Source organism: Bradyrhizobium sp. CCBAU 51745, from assembly GCF_028128715.1.
GTDB lineage: Bacteria > Pseudomonadota > Alphaproteobacteria > Rhizobiales > Xanthobacteraceae > Bradyrhizobium > Bradyrhizobium manausense.
This window is the reverse complement of record NZ_LBJP01000083.1, coordinates 73,067-88,031: the sequence shown is the minus strand read 5'-3', so window position 1 is coordinate 88,031 and position 14,965 is coordinate 73,067. Positions and strand designations below refer to the sequence as shown.

Annotated in this window: 17 protein-coding genes; 10 read left to right on the top strand and 7 right to left on the bottom strand. The window is 61.9% G+C overall.

The window, feature by feature from the left end; genetic code table 11:
* Nucleotides 1–58: 58 nt before the first annotated feature.
* The 4 genes from XH98_RS24145 to XH98_RS24130 all read left to right on the top strand — a co-directional run bounded on the left by XH98_RS24145 (nucleotide 59) and on the right by XH98_RS24130 (nucleotide 4,991).
* Entirely contained in the window at nucleotides 59–622 is a 564-nt protein-coding gene (locus XH98_RS24145) for a DinB family protein (protein ID WP_271620135.1), read from the top strand.
* 126 nt (nucleotides 623–748) lie between these two features.
* The gene (locus tag XH98_RS24140) at nucleotides 749–1,336 is read left to right on the top strand and encodes a YcxB family protein (RefSeq protein WP_271601208.1); all 588 of its coding nucleotides are present in this window, start codon (nucleotides 749–751) and stop codon (nucleotides 1,334–1,336) included.
* 12 nt (nucleotides 1,337–1,348) lie between these two features.
* Nucleotides 1,349–1,999, top strand: coding sequence for an HAD-IA family hydrolase (locus XH98_RS24135; protein ID WP_271601207.1), 651 nt, complete (start codon nucleotides 1,349–1,351; stop codon nucleotides 1,997–1,999).
* A gap of 922 nt (nucleotides 2,000–2,921) precedes the next feature.
* Nucleotides 2,922–4,991: a DUF1217 domain-containing protein gene (locus XH98_RS24130; RefSeq protein WP_271620134.1), complete on the top strand. Its 2,070-nt coding sequence runs from the start codon at nucleotides 2,922–2,924 to the stop codon at nucleotides 4,989–4,991.
* 8 nt (nucleotides 4,992–4,999) lie between these two features.
* Here XH98_RS24130 and XH98_RS24125 read toward each other — a convergent pair whose 3' ends face one another.
* The 4 genes from XH98_RS24125 to XH98_RS24110 form a co-directional block, all read right to left on the bottom strand.
* Nucleotides 5,000–5,767: an AAA family ATPase gene (locus XH98_RS24125; RefSeq protein WP_271601204.1), complete on the bottom strand. Its 768-nt coding sequence runs from the start codon at nucleotides 5,765–5,767 to the stop codon at nucleotides 5,000–5,002.
* Nucleotides 5,768–5,855: 88 nt separating this feature from the next.
* Complete coding sequence (locus tag XH98_RS24120) at nucleotides 5,856–6,716, bottom strand: PCC domain-containing protein (protein WP_271620133.1); 861 nt, start codon at nucleotides 6,714–6,716, stop codon at nucleotides 5,856–5,858.
* Between the two features lie 2 nt (nucleotides 6,717–6,718).
* Nucleotides 6,719–8,332: an acyl-CoA synthetase gene (locus tag XH98_RS24115; protein ID WP_271620132.1), complete on the bottom strand. Its 1,614-nt coding sequence runs from the start codon at nucleotides 8,330–8,332 to the stop codon at nucleotides 6,719–6,721.
* Nucleotides 8,333–8,437: 105 nt separating this feature from the next.
* Entirely contained in the window at nucleotides 8,438–8,935 is a 498-nt protein-coding gene (locus tag XH98_RS24110) for a hypothetical protein (protein WP_271620131.1), read from the bottom strand.
* A 93-nt stretch (nucleotides 8,936–9,028) separates the two neighbouring features.
* Between XH98_RS24110 and XH98_RS24105 the strand changes: the two genes are divergently transcribed.
* Nucleotides 9,029–9,334, top strand: coding sequence for a hypothetical protein (locus XH98_RS24105; protein ID WP_057755713.1), 306 nt, complete (start codon nucleotides 9,029–9,031; stop codon nucleotides 9,332–9,334).
* Between the two features lie 137 nt (nucleotides 9,335–9,471).
* Nucleotides 9,472–9,747 carry a GNAT family N-acetyltransferase gene (locus XH98_RS24100; RefSeq protein WP_271601200.1) on the top strand — a complete coding sequence of 92 codons (276 nt, stop codon included), beginning with the start codon at nucleotides 9,472–9,474 and terminating at the stop codon, nucleotides 9,745–9,747.
* A gap of 13 nt (nucleotides 9,748–9,760) precedes the next feature.
* On the opposite strand, the gene XH98_RS24095 is transcribed toward XH98_RS24100, so the two are convergent.
* A complete protein-coding gene (locus XH98_RS24095) occupies nucleotides 9,761–10,696 on the bottom strand; it encodes a tetratricopeptide repeat protein (RefSeq protein WP_271620130.1) in 936 nt (311 codons plus the stop codon).
* Between the two features lie 103 nt (nucleotides 10,697–10,799).
* Here XH98_RS24095 and XH98_RS24090 point away from each other — a divergent pair, with 103 nt between their 5' ends.
* A complete protein-coding gene (locus XH98_RS24090; protein WP_271601198.1) occupies nucleotides 10,800–11,075 on the top strand; it encodes a GNAT family N-acetyltransferase in 276 nt (91 codons plus the stop codon).
* 65 nt (nucleotides 11,076–11,140) lie between these two features.
* Here the strand turns inward: XH98_RS24090 and XH98_RS24085 are convergent, their stop codons facing one another.
* Complete coding sequence (locus XH98_RS24085) at nucleotides 11,141–11,554, bottom strand: DUF3597 domain-containing protein (RefSeq protein WP_271620129.1); 414 nt, start codon at nucleotides 11,552–11,554, stop codon at nucleotides 11,141–11,143.
* 333 nt (nucleotides 11,555–11,887) lie between these two features.
* Here XH98_RS24085 and XH98_RS24080 point away from each other — a divergent pair, with 333 nt between their 5' ends.
* A complete protein-coding gene (locus tag XH98_RS24080) occupies nucleotides 11,888–12,790 on the top strand; it encodes a DUF2189 domain-containing protein (protein WP_271601197.1) in 903 nt (300 codons plus the stop codon).
* Nucleotides 12,791–12,934: 144 nt separating this feature from the next.
* The gene (locus tag XH98_RS24075; RefSeq protein WP_271601196.1) at nucleotides 12,935–13,759 is read left to right on the top strand and encodes a lytic murein transglycosylase; all 825 of its coding nucleotides are present in this window, start codon (nucleotides 12,935–12,937) and stop codon (nucleotides 13,757–13,759) included.
* A 77-nt stretch (nucleotides 13,760–13,836) separates the two neighbouring features.
* Here the strand turns inward: XH98_RS24075 and XH98_RS24070 are convergent, their stop codons facing one another.
* A complete protein-coding gene (locus tag XH98_RS24070; RefSeq protein WP_271601320.1) occupies nucleotides 13,837–14,163 on the bottom strand; it encodes a hypothetical protein in 327 nt (108 codons plus the stop codon).
* Nucleotides 14,164–14,797: 634 nt separating this feature from the next.
* Between XH98_RS24070 and XH98_RS24065 the strand changes: the two genes are divergently transcribed.
* Nucleotides 14,798–14,950 (top strand): DUF1127 domain-containing protein, encoded by a 153-nt coding sequence (locus XH98_RS24065; RefSeq protein WP_007590701.1) that lies wholly within the window; start codon nucleotides 14,798–14,800, stop codon nucleotides 14,948–14,950.
* Nucleotides 14,951–14,965: the final 15 nt, after the last annotated feature.

Sequence of the window (14,965 nt, the reverse complement as noted above, 5' to 3'; positions counted from 1 at the left end):
TAGCGAAGCGTAATCCGCCGCTGCCCTTCTTGTGAGAAGCGAGATTCGGGAAGCCGACATGTCCGCAGGCCTCGTTCAAACCTATCGCGCCTTCGCCTACAACAATGCCTGGGCGAACCATCGCCTGCTGACCGCCTGCGCCGGTCTCAGCCAAGCCGAGTTCGAAGCCCCGCGAACCGGCTTCTTCCCGAGCATTCAACGCACGCTGAACCACCTCTACGTCATCGATCTCTTCTACATCGATGCGCTCGAGGGCGGCTGGCTCGGACCACGCGCCTGGGCAAACGAGGTGCGGTACCCCTCACTTGCTGCGCTGAAAGCGGCTCAAGGCGCCATGGACCGACGCTTGATCGTCATCTGCGATGCGCTGACACCAGAGCTTCTGGAGGGCATGGTCCGGATCAACCGCGACACGCGCGTCCAGACCGAACGCCGAGACCGGCTGTTGATGCATCTGTTCCAGCATCAGATCCACCATCGCGGACAGGCCCACGCCATGCTGTCGGAAACGTCGGTCGCACCGCCACAGCTCGATGAATTCTTCGCAGAAGGGGAGGCCCCGCTGCGGGCTGCCGAGTTCGCCGAACTCGGCTGGAGCGAGCAGACGGTTTGGAAATCCTAGGGCCCTAATCTCTCGCCATGTTCTGAGCATCGTCCGTGCCACAATACTTAGTTCGTCCATCAGCAACCTCTGGTTAGTTGCTGATCCTTGCTGTACTGCTCTGATTTCGCCGTCGGGAGATCAGATTTGAGCAACGCAACTGAAGCAAGCGGCTTTCATTTCGAATTTCAAGTCACCAGAGCCGAAGACCGCGCTTTTGCAAATCTTACTGGTAAACAGCTCGGGGCTCTCATTGACAAGCGCATCAGCGCTGGTGCGCCACTCGTCGCGATCTTCCTGATCATCGTTTGGGCCTGCACAGCCGTGGATCGAGGTCGGACGACGTCGGGCGCGGCATTCGGATCGTTACTATGGTTCATGCTGGGGTATTTCTTCGCATTCTTCGTGATGGGCTGGTGCAATCGCCGAATGTTCGACAAATTGTTCGAGATGCGTGGAGCCGCGCAGAAGACGTGGCAAGTTATTTTTGATGATGTCTCGATAATCGTTAGGACTCCGGGTACCGAAAGCCGGGTGCTCTGGAATGCGATTGCAGCGGTGAAGGATACTGATACGCTGGTCGCGCTCTGGTACGACGCACGGATTGGCTTTTTTATTCCAGCCAGGGTTTTCGCTGACTCGGCGTCGCGTATTGCATTTGCAGAGTGGGCCAATGAGCATGTGCGACGCGCCGCATCCTCGGCCAAATCATCCGCAAGCCCGGCTATCGGCTAGTAGCCTCCCTTCATGCCCTACTCCCTCGCCATCTTCGACCTCGACGGCACCCTCGTCGACAGCTTCCCCTGGTTCCTGCGCACCATCAACGACGTCGCCGACCGCTTCGGCTTTCGTCGCGTGCGGGATGAGGATATCGAGGAGCTCAGGCATGCCTCGACGCGGGAGATCCTCTCCCGGCTCGAAGTGCCCGTGTGGAAGCTGCCCGCGATCGCGCGCTATGCCCGGCGGCTGAAGGGCGAAGCGGCCGCAGAGATTCCGCTGTTTGCCGGCACTGATGCGATGCTGCGGACGCTCGCGGAGAACGGCGTGCAGCTTGCGCTGGTGACGTCGGACAGCGAGGTCAACGCGCGGCAAAAGCTCGGTGCGTCGGCCGCGCTCTTCCAGCATTTCGACTGCGCCGCGTCGTTGTTCGGCAAGGCCGCGAAATTCCGCCGTGTGATCCGGCGCGCCGAAGCCGTTCCGAAAAAAGTCATTTCCATCGGCGACGAGGTCCGCGACATCGAGGCGGCGCGCGCGGTGGGTGTTGCCTGCGGCGCGGTCAGTTGGGGCTATGCCGCGTCGTCCGCGTTACAGGCGCTTTCGCCCGACTACATGTTCGCACAGATGGATGAGATCGCGGCCGCCTTATGCGGGAACGTAGGGTGGATTAGCGAAGCGTAATCCACCTCTGTTGGCATCCGCAGGGCCAAAGGCGGCGGATTACGCTTCGCTAATCCGCCCTACGCATTACGCTCTCCCACCATCCGCGGCGTTGCCCGACGGGCAAAACACACCACCGCTCGGTCAATGCTTGCCGTGCAAATAATTCGCTTTACTCGAATTCGGAAATGACGCATACAGGATCCACCCTGCCCGGTCCGAGGGGCGTATCGCGATCGTCACGACACGCGGGTGGGATGTGGTGGACGCAGGCGGCATTGGCGCGAAGGTCCTCGCAGGGCGGGAAACCGTGAGCGAAGACCGTCGCGCAAACGACCGGTGCAGCCTGCGTACGGCAAAATCGTGTGGTCCTGGCGCCCGGAGTCTGTGCGCCAAGTCTCGTGGTGATGTGCGATGTCCAATCGGGCGTGCACATCAGCCATCCGCGAGGCGACGGGGGCAATAGTGCATCGCTCCCCGGGGAGAGCACGATATAAGCCGTTCCAACCACTGCGCAGGGAAGGCCGGGATGTCCTGGCTTCACCTGTATGCCGCTGTGCAGCCTTTTGTAGCGCAGACTATCGCACAGTGGACCGCGGGTGCCAGCCGGCTCCCGGCCTTCCCTGCGCCCTCGGCACTCTTGAGGGCGATGACCACCGCAAAGCTCGGGCACGACGTGCCGCGAGACGGCGAAGACATGCGCGACTGCAATACCAAGGGATGAGCTTACGCGCGCTTGCTTGCGGGAGGCTTGCGGAAGCGCTCTGACGATGCGGCCCTTCGACGCAAGAAATACCTAAAGTTGTCGCCCAGAATCGCAGTAATGAACCGAAACAATGTTTCTGCGTGCTGGCATGAGGCCAGTCCCTGCCTCGCGACCCGGCAATGACTGACGGACGTCCAGGCCTCCTCGACAAGCCCAGCCTCGCCGTCAGGAATGCCCATGGTGTCCACCTATTTCAACTACAGCTATATCGCGCGCAATCTCACTCAGTCGCTGACGCGGGTGGCGCAGCAGTCGGACGTCTCGCGGGAAGCTGCTTACTACAAGGCCAACATCGGCAAGGTGCACAGCGTCGACGATCTGATGAAGGACTATCGCCTGTATCACTACGTCACGAAAGCCTATGGTCTGGAAGACATGGCCTACGCCAAGGCCTTCATGAAGAAGGTGCTGCAGAGTGATCTCTCGGACCCCAGGAGCTTCGCCAACACGCTGATCGACAAGCGTTACCGGGAATTCGCCGCGGCCTTCTCCTTCGGCGGCGGCACAACGAAAGTCGCGCAATCGGAAAGCCAGACCGAGGACATGATCGGGCTGTACACCGCAGCCATGAAGAGCAACGTCGATGCCATTGCCGCCGACGCGAAATACTACAATGCCAAAATTGGCACCGTGACCAGCGTCGGCCAGATTCTGAGCGACGATCGTCTCCGCAACTATGTCGCCTCGGCATTCGGCATCGACCAGAGCAAATGGTCGCGCGACACGATCAAGCAGGTCCTGACCAGCGACCCGTCAGATCCGAACAGCTACGTCAACGTCACTTTCTCGTCCAAGCTGGATGGCCTGAACGCGCAGCTTGCCCAGGCCAAATCGGATGCAGCGGACGCCAGCACGAAGATCGCCGACTACACGACGCAACTGTCGCAGCCCGGCGCCGACGTCAATCAATTGAAGGTCCAGATCCTGGTCGAAAGATATCGCCTGCAGTCGGCCGTGAGCAGCATATCCAGCACCAACGACGCGATCGCGACGACCGGCGGGTTCATGGATCTCGCCGCCGCGTTCGATTTTTCAGCCGACGGCTCGCTTCCACCGGGGACCCCGGCACAGACCGCTGCAAACCTTGCCAGCACCAACAAGAGATTCGACGACAGCAAGTCGGCGGTCTATGCGGCGGCCAGCCCGCTACAGGAAGCTGTGCTGATCGGGCAATTCAGAAAAGCCATCCCGAGCGTGACTTCACTGCAGGCGCTGGTCTCCATACCGGGCGCGTATGGTTTTGCGTTGGCTGCCGTCGGCCTCGATCCCACACAAGTGTCGCAATCGACCGTGAAGGCTGTCCTCGAAAGCGACCTCAGCGATCCCAAGAGCTATGTCTATACGCTCAAGGACGATCGCTATGTCAAGCTCGCGCGTGCCTTCAATTTCGACGCCAAAGGCAATCTGACCACCCCTCTGGCGGCCCAGGATCCAGCCGAAATCCTCGATATCGCGAAGAACTACGTCATTGCGAAACTGAAATTTGCAAGCCCGCAGGCCCAGCCGAAGATCAAGGTGCAGGCACAGAAGGACGCCTCGGACTATCAACAGGCGATCGGCGGCATCAAGAGCGTTTCCGATCTGCTCGCGAACAGGAAGCTGGTCGACTTCATCCTGGTCGCCAAGGGTTTGGACCCCGCAAAGGTGAGCACCACCTATCTCAAGAAAATTTTTGCTTCCGATCTGAATGACCCCAAGAGCTTCGCAGACACGGAAAGCGATCCTCGCTTTGCCGAGATCGCAGCATCGTTCAATTTCGACAAGGACGGCAACGTCGCGCGCCTTGCGATGGAGGGTCCGCAAAAGCGCGATCAATTCCTGGCAACGCAGAAGAACTATCTCGAGCAAAGCCTGGAGCAGCAGCAGGGCGATGCCAATCCGGGCGTGCGCCTCGCACTGTATTTCCAGCGCATGGCGGGACACATCACATCCGCCTACGACATTCTCGCCGACAAGGCGCTCTCGGAGGTGTTCCGAACCACCTTCGACTTGCCCGATCAGATGGCCTCGATGCAGATCGATCAGCAGGCCAAGATCGTGGAGAAGTACCTCAATCTCAAAGACCTCGGAGATCCCACGAAAGTTGCAAAACTGCTCAGCCGCTTCTCGGCCATGTATGACGCGAAGAACGCCAGCCAAACCTACTCGCCCGTGCTCGACCTCTACCAGGGATCGAGCTCGGGGACGTCAGGCATCAGTGAATCGACATATCTCGCCATGGCAAAAATGCGCGCCAGCCCGTGGTGACGGATCGCCTACTCTGCCAGCGTCGCCTCGACGAATCCGCGTGGGTTTGCGCAGAACTCGCGCATCACCCTGTAGTGATCTGTCTGCTCCACTGTAACAGGCTCGAGTCCGTATTTGCCGAGCCGCAGCAGCTGCGCATTGGGATAGGCCATCAGCAACGGCGCATGGGTCGCCATGACGACCTGGCAGATGCGAGAGTCGTCCATACGTCGCAGCAGCTTCAAAAACTCGATCTGCCGCGCCGGCGACAGCGCGGATTCCGGCTCGTCGAAGATAAAAATGCCCTGGCGCTGGCAGCGTTCTTCGAAAAAGCGGAGGAAGCCTTCGCCGTGCGAGTGCGACAGGAAATCGGGACCGACCTGACCAGCATCACGCGCGGCCTTGTCCAGATATCGCGCGACCGAGAAAAAACTCTCGGCGCGAAAAAACCAGCCGTTGGTGATCTTCGGCAGCCAACTTGCGCGCAAAGCCGTGGAGAGCTGGCCGCCCATCTTCTCGCGCGCCTCGGAGTGATCGACCGGCATGTATCCTTTGCCTCCACCGGCATCGTCGTAGCCGGCCAGCGCTGCGATGCCCTCCAGGACCGTCGACTTCCCGGTGCCGTTCTCCCCAACGATGATCGTGATGCGCGCCTCGAAATTGAGTTCGAAATCATCCGGAAAGATGGGCAAGCAAAACGGATACATCTCGCGATCGCGAACTTGCGACGGATCGAGCCAGACTCGCCTCAGATACGGCGCAGGCAGATTGATCGTCCGATAGCCCTTCCGCGCCATTGCCGCTCCGCTCCTCCACCCAGATAAGAACATAACAGGAACAATTGGATTGCAAAGAGGTATCTTGTACCGCCCTTGGGCGCAGAGCCTACTCCAGCGCCTCCAGCACCAGCTCCATGGTCATCAGCACGGGATTGTCGCCGCGGATCAGGCGGCCCTCGGCGATGCCGCCGGTGTAGTCGATCAGGGCAACGTCAAGCGCGGCTTCCAGCGCGCCGGACGCGCCAGGCGCGATCGTCCCGTTTGTGATCGCGAGCTCCGTGGCAAACGGCTCGGTCACACCGCCATGGGTAAAGCGCGCGCCGACGGTCGAACCGACGCCGCCGTGGATTTTGGCGCGCGCGATGCCGTGTGCGCGGCAGAAGGCTTCGAGACAGCCAGCAAAATCCTGGTTGGGGCGCAGCCGCAGGGCAAAGGCGCGGCCGCTCGTACGCGCGCCTATGCTTGCGGCTGCGACAGGCCCGAACAGCTTGAAATTGGTCTCGGGGTCGGGCTCGACGATGAACATTGCGCCATCCACGCCGAAGGCCTGCACCTCGAACGGCTCGGCGATGATAATCTCGTCCGGCAACATGTGGCCGCCGCTCGCCTTGCCGTCCGCCTCGGTCCAGAGCCCGTGGCAGTGAAAGAACGGCGCCCCGTCGCGCGATCCCAACGTCATGCTGCCGAGCTTGGTGCGTGTCACGCCCGCGGGCCGATAGGTATCGCTGTAGAACGCTGCATTCTCGCCCGTCTTCGACAGCGCCGGCATGACATAGCCGAACGGTCCGAGTGCGCCCTGACCGAAATTCAGCACGCCGCCGGCAAATCCTTCGGCAGCAAAACCGCGGCGCGCGGCTTCGAGCAGCGGCAGGCCCGCCTCAAGCCTGAACGAAAAGGCGCGTCCCCTCGCCTCCACCCATTGGATACGTTCAGTGACGGGCACACCCGGCTGCTTGATGCTCCGCATGATCAGCGCTCAGCCGTCTTCGTCTTGTCGAGATCGAGCAGCCCGCGCGCCTCGAGCTCGTCGCGCACCATGCGTTTCGGCACCTTGCCATAGCCGGATTTCGGCAAGGCCTCCCAGAAGAAGAACCGCTTCGGCATCTTGTAGCGCGGCACCTTCGGCGACAGGAACGCGGCCATCTCGGCCTCGCTGACCGGCTTCGCACCCTCGCGCGCAACGCAGACGGCGATACCGACCTCACCCCAGGTCGCATCGGGCACACCGAGGACGGCGACCTCGCCGACCGCGGGATGCGTCAGGATCTTTTCCTCGATCTCGCGCGGATAGATGTTGGAGCCGCCGGAGATGTACATGTCCGACGCTCGTCCGGTGATATAGACGAAGCCCTCCTCGTCCATGTGGCCGAGATCGCCGGTACGGAACCAGCCGTTGCGGAACGCCTTCGCATTGGCTTCGGGATTGTCGTAATAGCCTGCGAGCACCGCAGGTCCGATCACGCAGATCTCGCCACTCTGGTTCGCGCCGAGCTCGCGGCCCTCGTCGTCCTGGATCGAGACCTGCATGCCGGTGCGCTCGAAGCCGCAGGTGCCGATCTTCGCATGCGGGCCGTCCTCGGGATCATGCAACGCCGCCGGCAGCACCGTGATGTTGCCGGTGACCTCGCCGAGGCCGAAATACTGCACGATGACCTTGCCGAGCTTTTTGAGCGCAGCCTTCTGGTCCTCGCGATACATCGGCGCGCCGGCATAGATCACGTGACGCAGCGAGGAATGATCGTATTTGTCGGCGGCGGGATGCTCGACCATCATCTTCAAAATCGTCGGCACCGTGAACAGATTGGCGATGCGGTGTTTTTCGATCAGGCGGAACGCCTCGTCGATGTCGAATTTCTCGGTCGGCAACAGCACGGTGCACACGCCGCGCGCGGTCTGGACCAGCTGATGCACGCCGGCGCCATGCGACAGCGGTGCCACCACCAGCGACGCATCCGCTTCCGTCACGCCGGGGGTGAGATCGGCGAGATGATTGGTGACGACAAAGCCCATCTGGCCATGCGTCAGCACCGCGGCCTTGGAGCGGCCGGTGGTGCCTGAAGTAAAGAAGAACCAGCAGGGATCGTCATGCTCGACCGCGACGTTCTCGACCACGGTGCCCGCCTGCGACGCGATGGCGTCAGCCACGGACCCCTCGCCGAACGAGGCCTTGCCGTCGACGCTCCAGGTGAACTCCAACGCGCCGCCCCTCACCGCCGCGGCATGCCCGGGGAAATCGACATGACACAGGAATGCCTTCGCGCCGGAGGCCTGCGCGAGATAGGCGGCCTCATCCGGCATCAGGCGGAAATTGGTGGGCACCCAGACCGCGCCGAGCCGGAACGCGGCGAACATCGAGACAAACATCTCCTCGCCATTCTTGGAATGGACGAGGATGCGATCGCCCTTGGCGATGCCACGCGCGGCGAGCGCAGCAGCGAGAGCCGAGACCCGCGCATCGATCTCGCGCCAGGTCCACGATTTGTCTCCCCAGACGAACCCGAGCCGCGATCCATGCCGCCGCGCGTTCTGCGTCAGCATGTAAGCGAGATTCATGACGCGGCGAGACATGCGGAGCGGTTGCATCGGGCTTCCTCTTCGACGGCGAAGGGCACTCATCCCGTCCGCTCATTGCAGCCCATTTATCGCGATCCGCCGCGGTGTAGCAAGGCCGCCGGCCGCGCACCTGCGTTACGGCTTTTTGAACTCGAACGGCGTCGCCGTGATCGCCCTTTCCTTGACGCAGGCCTGCGAACCGAAACCGCCGCAATAGCTGCCGTGCAGGTCGAAGCGGACGGTGCGCGCCGCACCTCGCTTCATCGGCGGCGCCACAATGCTATAGCTGCGGACATAGCCGTCGAACACGGCGCGCACGCTGCCGTCGGGTCGCGCCACCAGGATATCCAGCAGGCAACCGCCGGTTCCGCAATAGATGCCCTCGCGTTCGCCGCATTTGGTATCGCGGAAATCGACGATGTAATCGTCGCGGCCATCGCCGGTCAGGTCGATCTTGCGCACAGTATCGGGCGCGAAGCTCACCGCGCCGCCGCCCTGACTTTCGCATTCCTCATGGGCATAACGCAGCGCCTTCTGCACAGCAGGCGGATAGTCGGATGGGTCAAACGGCTTGGCATCATCGGCGCGCGCCGCGGCCATGAGCATCGTGAGCAGGACGAACAGATATCGCATACGTCTTGGTCGCAGGCGCGGCCCCATCGTTCAGGGAATTTTAAACATGATCAGCGCAACCTCGCTCAGTTCTCGCGTACAGAGTGCCGCACCATGGTCAAAGCGCCCGTCTTCCTCCTGCTGTCGTTGGCGCTTGCCGGATGCGCGGTGGCCCCGCAAGCCCACCTCGCCTCAGATCCCGTATTCCAGCCCGCGCGCTATGCCTGGGACGGCGCAGGCGAGAATCCCAATCAGCAACGCGCCACCGAGCGGGCAACACGCATCGCCGCCAAGCCCGCGCACGACGGAACCGACGCCGACCAGGACGCCAAGGTCAATCGCTCGCTGGTCATCTGCCAGGGCTGTCTCCCCGCAAAACCCCAGCAAGAAGATGCGCGGCTCGCCAAGGCGACGGATTGAACCTAACTGCGACTCCGCCTATTTCGTGCGCGAAGCCGACAGCTGGAAGATCGACGACATCAAGGGTTCCTCCGACGGCGAGCCTGGTCGATCCGCAAGATGCTGACAGACTCGCTGAAGAGCTAATTGGAGAGTCGATGAGCGACGTGATCAACAACAAAGCCCATCACCGCTACGAGCTTGAGGTCGAAGGCTATCTCGCGACGGAGCATTACAAGCTCGACGGCAACGTCATCACGTTCGAACATACCGACGTGCCGAAGGAGCTCGGCGGCAAGGGCGTCGGCTCGAGGCTGGTGCAAGGGGCGCTCGACCAGGTCCGCGCTGCCGGGTTGAAGCTAATCCCGCAATGCCCGTTCGTGAAGGCGTGGATCGAGAAACATCCGGACTATCAGGACCTGGTGAAGGTCTAGCCGAACCGGAGCGTCACAGCGCCCCAAGCTTCCTCAGCGAGTCCTGCGCTGTCTGCAACCCGGGCTTCAATTCCAGCGCCTTGCGGAAGTCGGCGATCGCTCCCTTGACGTCGCCAAGCCTCATCTTGGCCTGGCCACGATTATTCCAGGAAAATACATCGGCCGGATCATACTCCAGCGCCTTGTCGTAGTCGGCAAGACCGCCCTTGTTGTCGCCGAGATAGAGCCGGATCATGCCACGATTGCGCCAGCCGCGCGCATCGGTCGGCGCAACGCGGATCGCATCGCCATAATCGGCGGCCGCGCGGTCGAGTTGCTCGTTGTCTCGGTAGACGTTGCCGCGGTCGATATAGGCGAGCAGATCGGGTGCGAGCTTGATCCGCATGCTGAAGTCGGCCAGCGCATGAGCCGTGTCGTGCTTGCGGGCGTAGACGTAGCCCCGATTGGCGTAGGCGGTGGCATAGTTGGGATTGCGCTTGATCGCAGCGTCGAAATCGGCGATCGCGCCGTCGAGATCGCCCTTGTTGTAGCGGGACTCGCCACGATTGCTGTAGGCCGTCGCCATCGACGGATCGAGCTTGATAGCCTCATCGTACTCGGCGATGGCACGATCATAGTTGTGCTTGAAGCTGTAGACGCGGCCGCGATTGTTATAGGCGCAGGCATAGGTGGGATCCAGGCGCACGGCTTCATCGAGATCGGACAGCGCCGCGTCAAACTCGCGCTTCTCGGTCAGACCATGACCGCGGTTGCAATAGGCGCCGGCGAGCCTGCGGCCGGTCTCGCCGTTGCTGTCGATCACCGTCGAGCAGGCCTTCACCCGCTCGTCCGGCGTGCTGCTCAACCCCACGCAGGCTTCCCAGGCCGGGCCGCCCTCGGCAGCGGCCGGCACCGTCGCCGTCAAGGCCAGCATGGCGAGCAAGGCCATCAGACTGAGCTGGACACGCATTTTGCAGATATCTCCCCTGCGGCAACCTCCCTTGGTCGCGCCTTGGCAAGGGTGGGTTCAGGTGCCTAGATCAGGGAACGAGCACGCTTCGGAAGGATCAGGCATGGCGGCATCGGTACGCGACAACAAGGTCAGGAGCCGCTTCGAGCTCGATGTCGGCAGCGAGCTCGCCTTCGCCAATTACCGGCTGACGCCGTCGGCAGTCATCATCACCCACACTGAGACGCCGCGCGCCCTGCGCGGCCGCGGCATTGCGTCTGAGTTGATCAAGGGCGTGCTCGAGATCATCCGCCGCGACGGCAAGAAGGTCATCGCGGGCTGCGGCTTCGTCGTCGACTATCTCGACCGGCATCCGGAGGATGCGGATCTGGTGGCCTGAACGACAAAGAGCCCGCGAGGTCGCGGGCCCTTTTTGGTTGCTTGGCGTCGACCGATGCGCGTCGGTCAGTGCTTGATTTCGGGCGGCAGCTTGCCGCCATTGGCGGCGAGCTTGGACATCACCTGCTTGTGCAGCCAGACGTTCATGCTGGCGGAGTCGTTCATGTCGCCGGTATAGCCGAGCTCCTTGGCGAGATCCTTGCGCGCAGCCAAGCTCGAATCGACGTCGAGTGCCTTCATCAGGTCGACGATCGAGGTGCGCCACTCCAGCTTTTCGCCCTTATGCGCGGCGGCGGCCGCATCGACGATCGCGGCGACGTCCACCGTTTGGGCCGGCGCGGCGGCGGGTGCAGACGCTGGCGCCGATCCGCTCGGCGCGGCTCCTGCAGGCGCGCTGCCCGCGGATGCGCCGCCTGCGGGCGCAGCGGGAGCCGTATGGCTGCCGAAGATTGCGCCCATGATTTTCCCGAAAATGCTCATGTCTGCTCCCCGAAAAGGATCCCGTTGGAAGGCCCTGAGTGGGCACTTATAGACGATGTTACGCTGATGCGCCCTCGAAGTTCCGCGAACCACAAACAGCATGAGCTTATCTGCGGCGAAATGACGACCCGATGACGTCAGCGCGGTTGCACTGCGGCAACGAATCTCACCCAGGCGTGAGGGACAGGACTCGGAAATAGGGGTACGCTTCCCGCTCAGCTCGCGATGCCACCCGGAATTCGCGTCTGGTTGGACTCGCGAAACCCAAAAAAGCGGCCGCTTGCGCCGTAGTCGGCGTCGAGTTCGGCTGCATGGCAAGGGAGCAAGCCGACCATGGCCACACTCTATCAGGGCAATGTCCCCAGGATGGGCCAGACCGCAGACGCGGCTGGACCGGTGATCCGAACCATAGAACTCTCCGACCTGCACGATGCACTCAAGCGCGGCTGGGAAGACTTCAAGGCAGTCCCAAGCCACGCCATCATCCTCTGCGTGATCTATCCGGTGCTGGGCCTCGTGATCGCGCGCGTCGCGATGGGCTATTCCGTGATACCGCTGTTGTTTCCGCTCGCCGCGGGCTTCGCGCTGATCGGTCCGTTCGCAGCGCTCGGCCTCTACGAGCTCTCCAGCCGCCGCGAACGTTATGAGGAAGCAAGCGCCTGGGATGCCATGGATGTCCTGCGCTCGCCCTCCTTCGGCGCCATGCTCGGCCTCGGCACCTTGCTGCTCGCACTGTTTGTGACCTGGGTCGCGACCGCGCAGGCGATCTATGTCGCAGCGTTCGGCTATGAAGGCGTCACCGGAATTTCGGACTTCCTGAGGCGGGTGCTGACAACCTCTCAAGGCTGGTGGCTGATCGTGGTGGGCTGTGGCACGGGCTTCCTGTTCGCGCTCGCAGCGCTCTGCATCAGCGCGGTATCATTCCCGCTGATGCTCGACCGCCATGCCGGCGCCCTGGAGGCAATGGTCACCTCGCTGCGCGTCGTCGCCAAGAACCCGGTGCCGATGGCGGCCTGGGGCCTCATCGTGGCGGTGTTGCTCGCGCTCGGCACGATCCCCGCGTTCCTCGGGCTCGCGGTCGTCATTCCCCTGCTCGGCCACGCCACCTGGCATCTCTATCGCAAGGTCATCGTCTCCGAGCCCGGTGCCCGGCCAGTGCCGCCCCCACCACAGCGCCCGCGCAAGCCTGCGGCCGATTTCCCCGCCAATCTCTTCCCGTGGCGGAACAGGGAATAGGACTGAAGCCAGACGATCTCATCTGAGCGCTCCTGCCCGGGTCACCCCGGCGAGAGCGCTGCTGCCATAGGCCTTGCTTTGGCCGCGGTTACATCAGAGATTGCCGCCGCCGGTCGTGCCCCATCACGGAATCAATTACCTCTGATGACCCTGACGATTTCTCGTCTCGCTCTTGCAGCCCTCGCCCTTTCAGCCTCAATCCTGTCCGTCGAACCCGCTCTGGCCGCGGTTGCCTGCGGCTCGGGCAATTTCGATGCCTGGCTTGCGGATTTCAAAACCGAGGCCGCGGCCAAGGGCATCTCGCAACAGGCCATCACCGCCGGACTTGCCGGTGTCACGCTGGACCAGAGCGTGCTCAACCGCGACAAGTCGCAAAAGGTCTTCACCCAGACCTTTGAGGAGTTTTCCGGCCGCATGGTGCCGCCGCGGATGACGCGCGGCTCCAACATGATGAAGCAATACGGATCGGTGCTGTCGCGGATCGAGCAGGCCTATGGCGTGCCAGGCGAGATCCTGGTCGCGATCTGGGGCCTGGAGACCGATTTCGGGGTCAACACCGGCAAGTTCTCGACCATCCGCTCACTGGCGACACTGGCCTATGATTGTCGCCGTGCCGAGCAGTTTCGCGGCGAGCTGATGGATGCGCTGCGTATCGTTCAGCGTGGCGATCTCACGCCTGCCGAAATGAAGGGCGCCTGGGCCGGCGAGCTTGGCCAAACCCAGTTCATGCCCTCGTCCTGGCTGAAATATGCGGTCGATTTCGACGGGAACGGCAAGCGTGACCTCCTGCACAACGCTCCCGACGTGCTTGCCTCCACTGCCAACTATCTCGCCGGATACGGATGGCAGAAGGGCAAGGACTGGCAGCCGGGCAGTCCGAACTTCGCGGTGCTGCAGCAGTGGAACAAGAGCGAAGTCTACTGCAAGACGGTGGCCTATTTTGCCACCCAGCTCGCGCACGCTCCTTAAGATACATCGAAATCAAAACGCGTAGGGCCGATCGGTAAGGCGACCGGCCCTCTCTTGGATTGCGCCTGCCTACCCGTCTACTTGCCCATGGTGGCTTGCATCGCCTTGTTCAGGTGCATACCGCACACACCCATCTTGCCGTTGAGCAGCGCGTCCTGGGCCGCCGTGATCTCCTTCTCGGCAGCGAACTTGCTATCGCCGTCAGGCATGGCCTCGATCGCGGTTTCAGTCTTTTCCAGATTGGCCCCGCTGCAACCACCCATGCTGTGCTTGGCGGCCTGAGCCGGTGCGACGGCGAATGCAACGGCGGCAATTGCGATAACCCCGAGTAACTTCGTCATGATGTTACTTTCCTTCTCTTTTTCTTGGGACAGACCCGGCGACATTGCCGGAATCCGCAACATGACTTTGCTGCCGACGCGGCAACTTGCCGCAATAAATTCCCCGCGAGAATTGCGTGATGTTGCGCGCGGCGCAGAGCCGCATGCGAAATTTCTGATTTTCATTACAACTTTGTAATCAGGCTCTGCACGCTCGGCGTGTGCGCTGCCCCATCAGGCTGGCGTTCAGCCACGAATTGGGCGCGCGATTCCCGCTCCCCTGAACGACGAACATGACCATAGGGCGGCCCTGCTCGTGATCTTCCGCCTGCAACCGCCGTTCGCCTGGCATTCAAAATATGATTTTATATTCATACTTACAAATCAGAGTTCATGCGAATCATGCATGCCGGACTTGGGCCTACAAGCTAGACCGACCACCTTGCAGATGACGGGAACGTGGCTTATTTCGCAACCGTCGGAACCGCCAGCCGGCGGGTAAATCCGTTATTTCACGGACATTTACCTAGACCGTTCGGTGATTTCGCCCAACCGTTGGGCGGGAGCGCCTAGAGGTTAAGCGTCTCTTACCTGGGCCATGCGTTTGACGCTTAGCTGCATCGCAACATAGGAACTTTCGCACTGCATCACTCTCACCTATATTCATTTCAACGATGACGCCCGGGCAAGGGCTGAATCGAACTACAGGAGACTACCAATGCTGCTCTCGCTCATCCGCATGATCCAGGCTTTCCGGGACTATCAGCGCAATGTTGCCGAGCTGTCCCAGCTCAGCGATCGCGAACTGGCCGACATCGGCCTCGATCGCTCGGACATCCCGCGCGTTGCCGCCGGTCAGTATCAGGGCTGATATCGTTCAGCCCTT

Bases quoted from the DNA above. Each gene is read 5' to 3' on its own strand.
- XH98_RS24145 (WP_271620135.1), top strand. From the start codon at position 59: ATGTCCGCAGGCCTCGTTCAAACCTATCGCGCCTTCGCCTACAACAAT.
- XH98_RS24135 (WP_271601207.1), top strand. From the start codon at position 1,349: ATGCCCTACTCCCTCGCCATCTTCGACCTCGACGGCACCCTCGTCGAC.
- XH98_RS24130 (WP_271620134.1), top strand. From the start codon at position 2,922: ATGGTGTCCACCTATTTCAACTACAGCTATATCGCGCGCAATCTCACT.
- XH98_RS24125 (WP_271601204.1), bottom strand. From the start codon at position 5,767: ATGGCGCGGAAGGGCTATCGGACGATCAATCTGCCTGCGCCGTATCTG.
- XH98_RS24120 (WP_271620133.1), bottom strand. From the start codon at position 6,716: ATGCGGAGCATCAAGCAGCCGGGTGTGCCCGTCACTGAACGTATCCAA.
- XH98_RS24115 (WP_271620132.1), bottom strand. From the start codon at position 8,332: ATGCAACCGCTCCGCATGTCTCGCCGCGTCATGAATCTCGCTTACATG.
- XH98_RS24110 (WP_271620131.1), bottom strand. From the start codon at position 8,935: ATGCGATATCTGTTCGTCCTGCTCACGATGCTCATGGCCGCGGCGCGC.
- XH98_RS24105 (WP_057755713.1), top strand. From the start codon at position 9,029: ATGGTCAAAGCGCCCGTCTTCCTCCTGCTGTCGTTGGCGCTTGCCGGA.
- XH98_RS24100 (WP_271601200.1), top strand. From the start codon at position 9,472: ATGAGCGACGTGATCAACAACAAAGCCCATCACCGCTACGAGCTTGAG.
- XH98_RS24095 (WP_271620130.1), bottom strand. From the start codon at position 10,696: ATGCGTGTCCAGCTCAGTCTGATGGCCTTGCTCGCCATGCTGGCCTTG.
- XH98_RS24090 (WP_271601198.1), top strand. From the start codon at position 10,800: ATGGCGGCATCGGTACGCGACAACAAGGTCAGGAGCCGCTTCGAGCTC.
- XH98_RS24085 (WP_271620129.1), bottom strand. From the start codon at position 11,554: ATGAGCATTTTCGGGAAAATCATGGGCGCAATCTTCGGCAGCCATACG.
- XH98_RS24080 (WP_271601197.1), top strand. From the start codon at position 11,888: ATGGCCACACTCTATCAGGGCAATGTCCCCAGGATGGGCCAGACCGCA.
- XH98_RS24075 (WP_271601196.1), top strand. From the start codon at position 12,935: ATGACCCTGACGATTTCTCGTCTCGCTCTTGCAGCCCTCGCCCTTTCA.
- XH98_RS24070 (WP_271601320.1), bottom strand. From the start codon at position 14,163: ATGTTGCGGATTCCGGCAATGTCGCCGGGTCTGTCCCAAGAAAAAGAG.
- XH98_RS24065 (WP_007590701.1), top strand. From the start codon at position 14,798: ATGCTGCTCTCGCTCATCCGCATGATCCAGGCTTTCCGGGACTATCAG.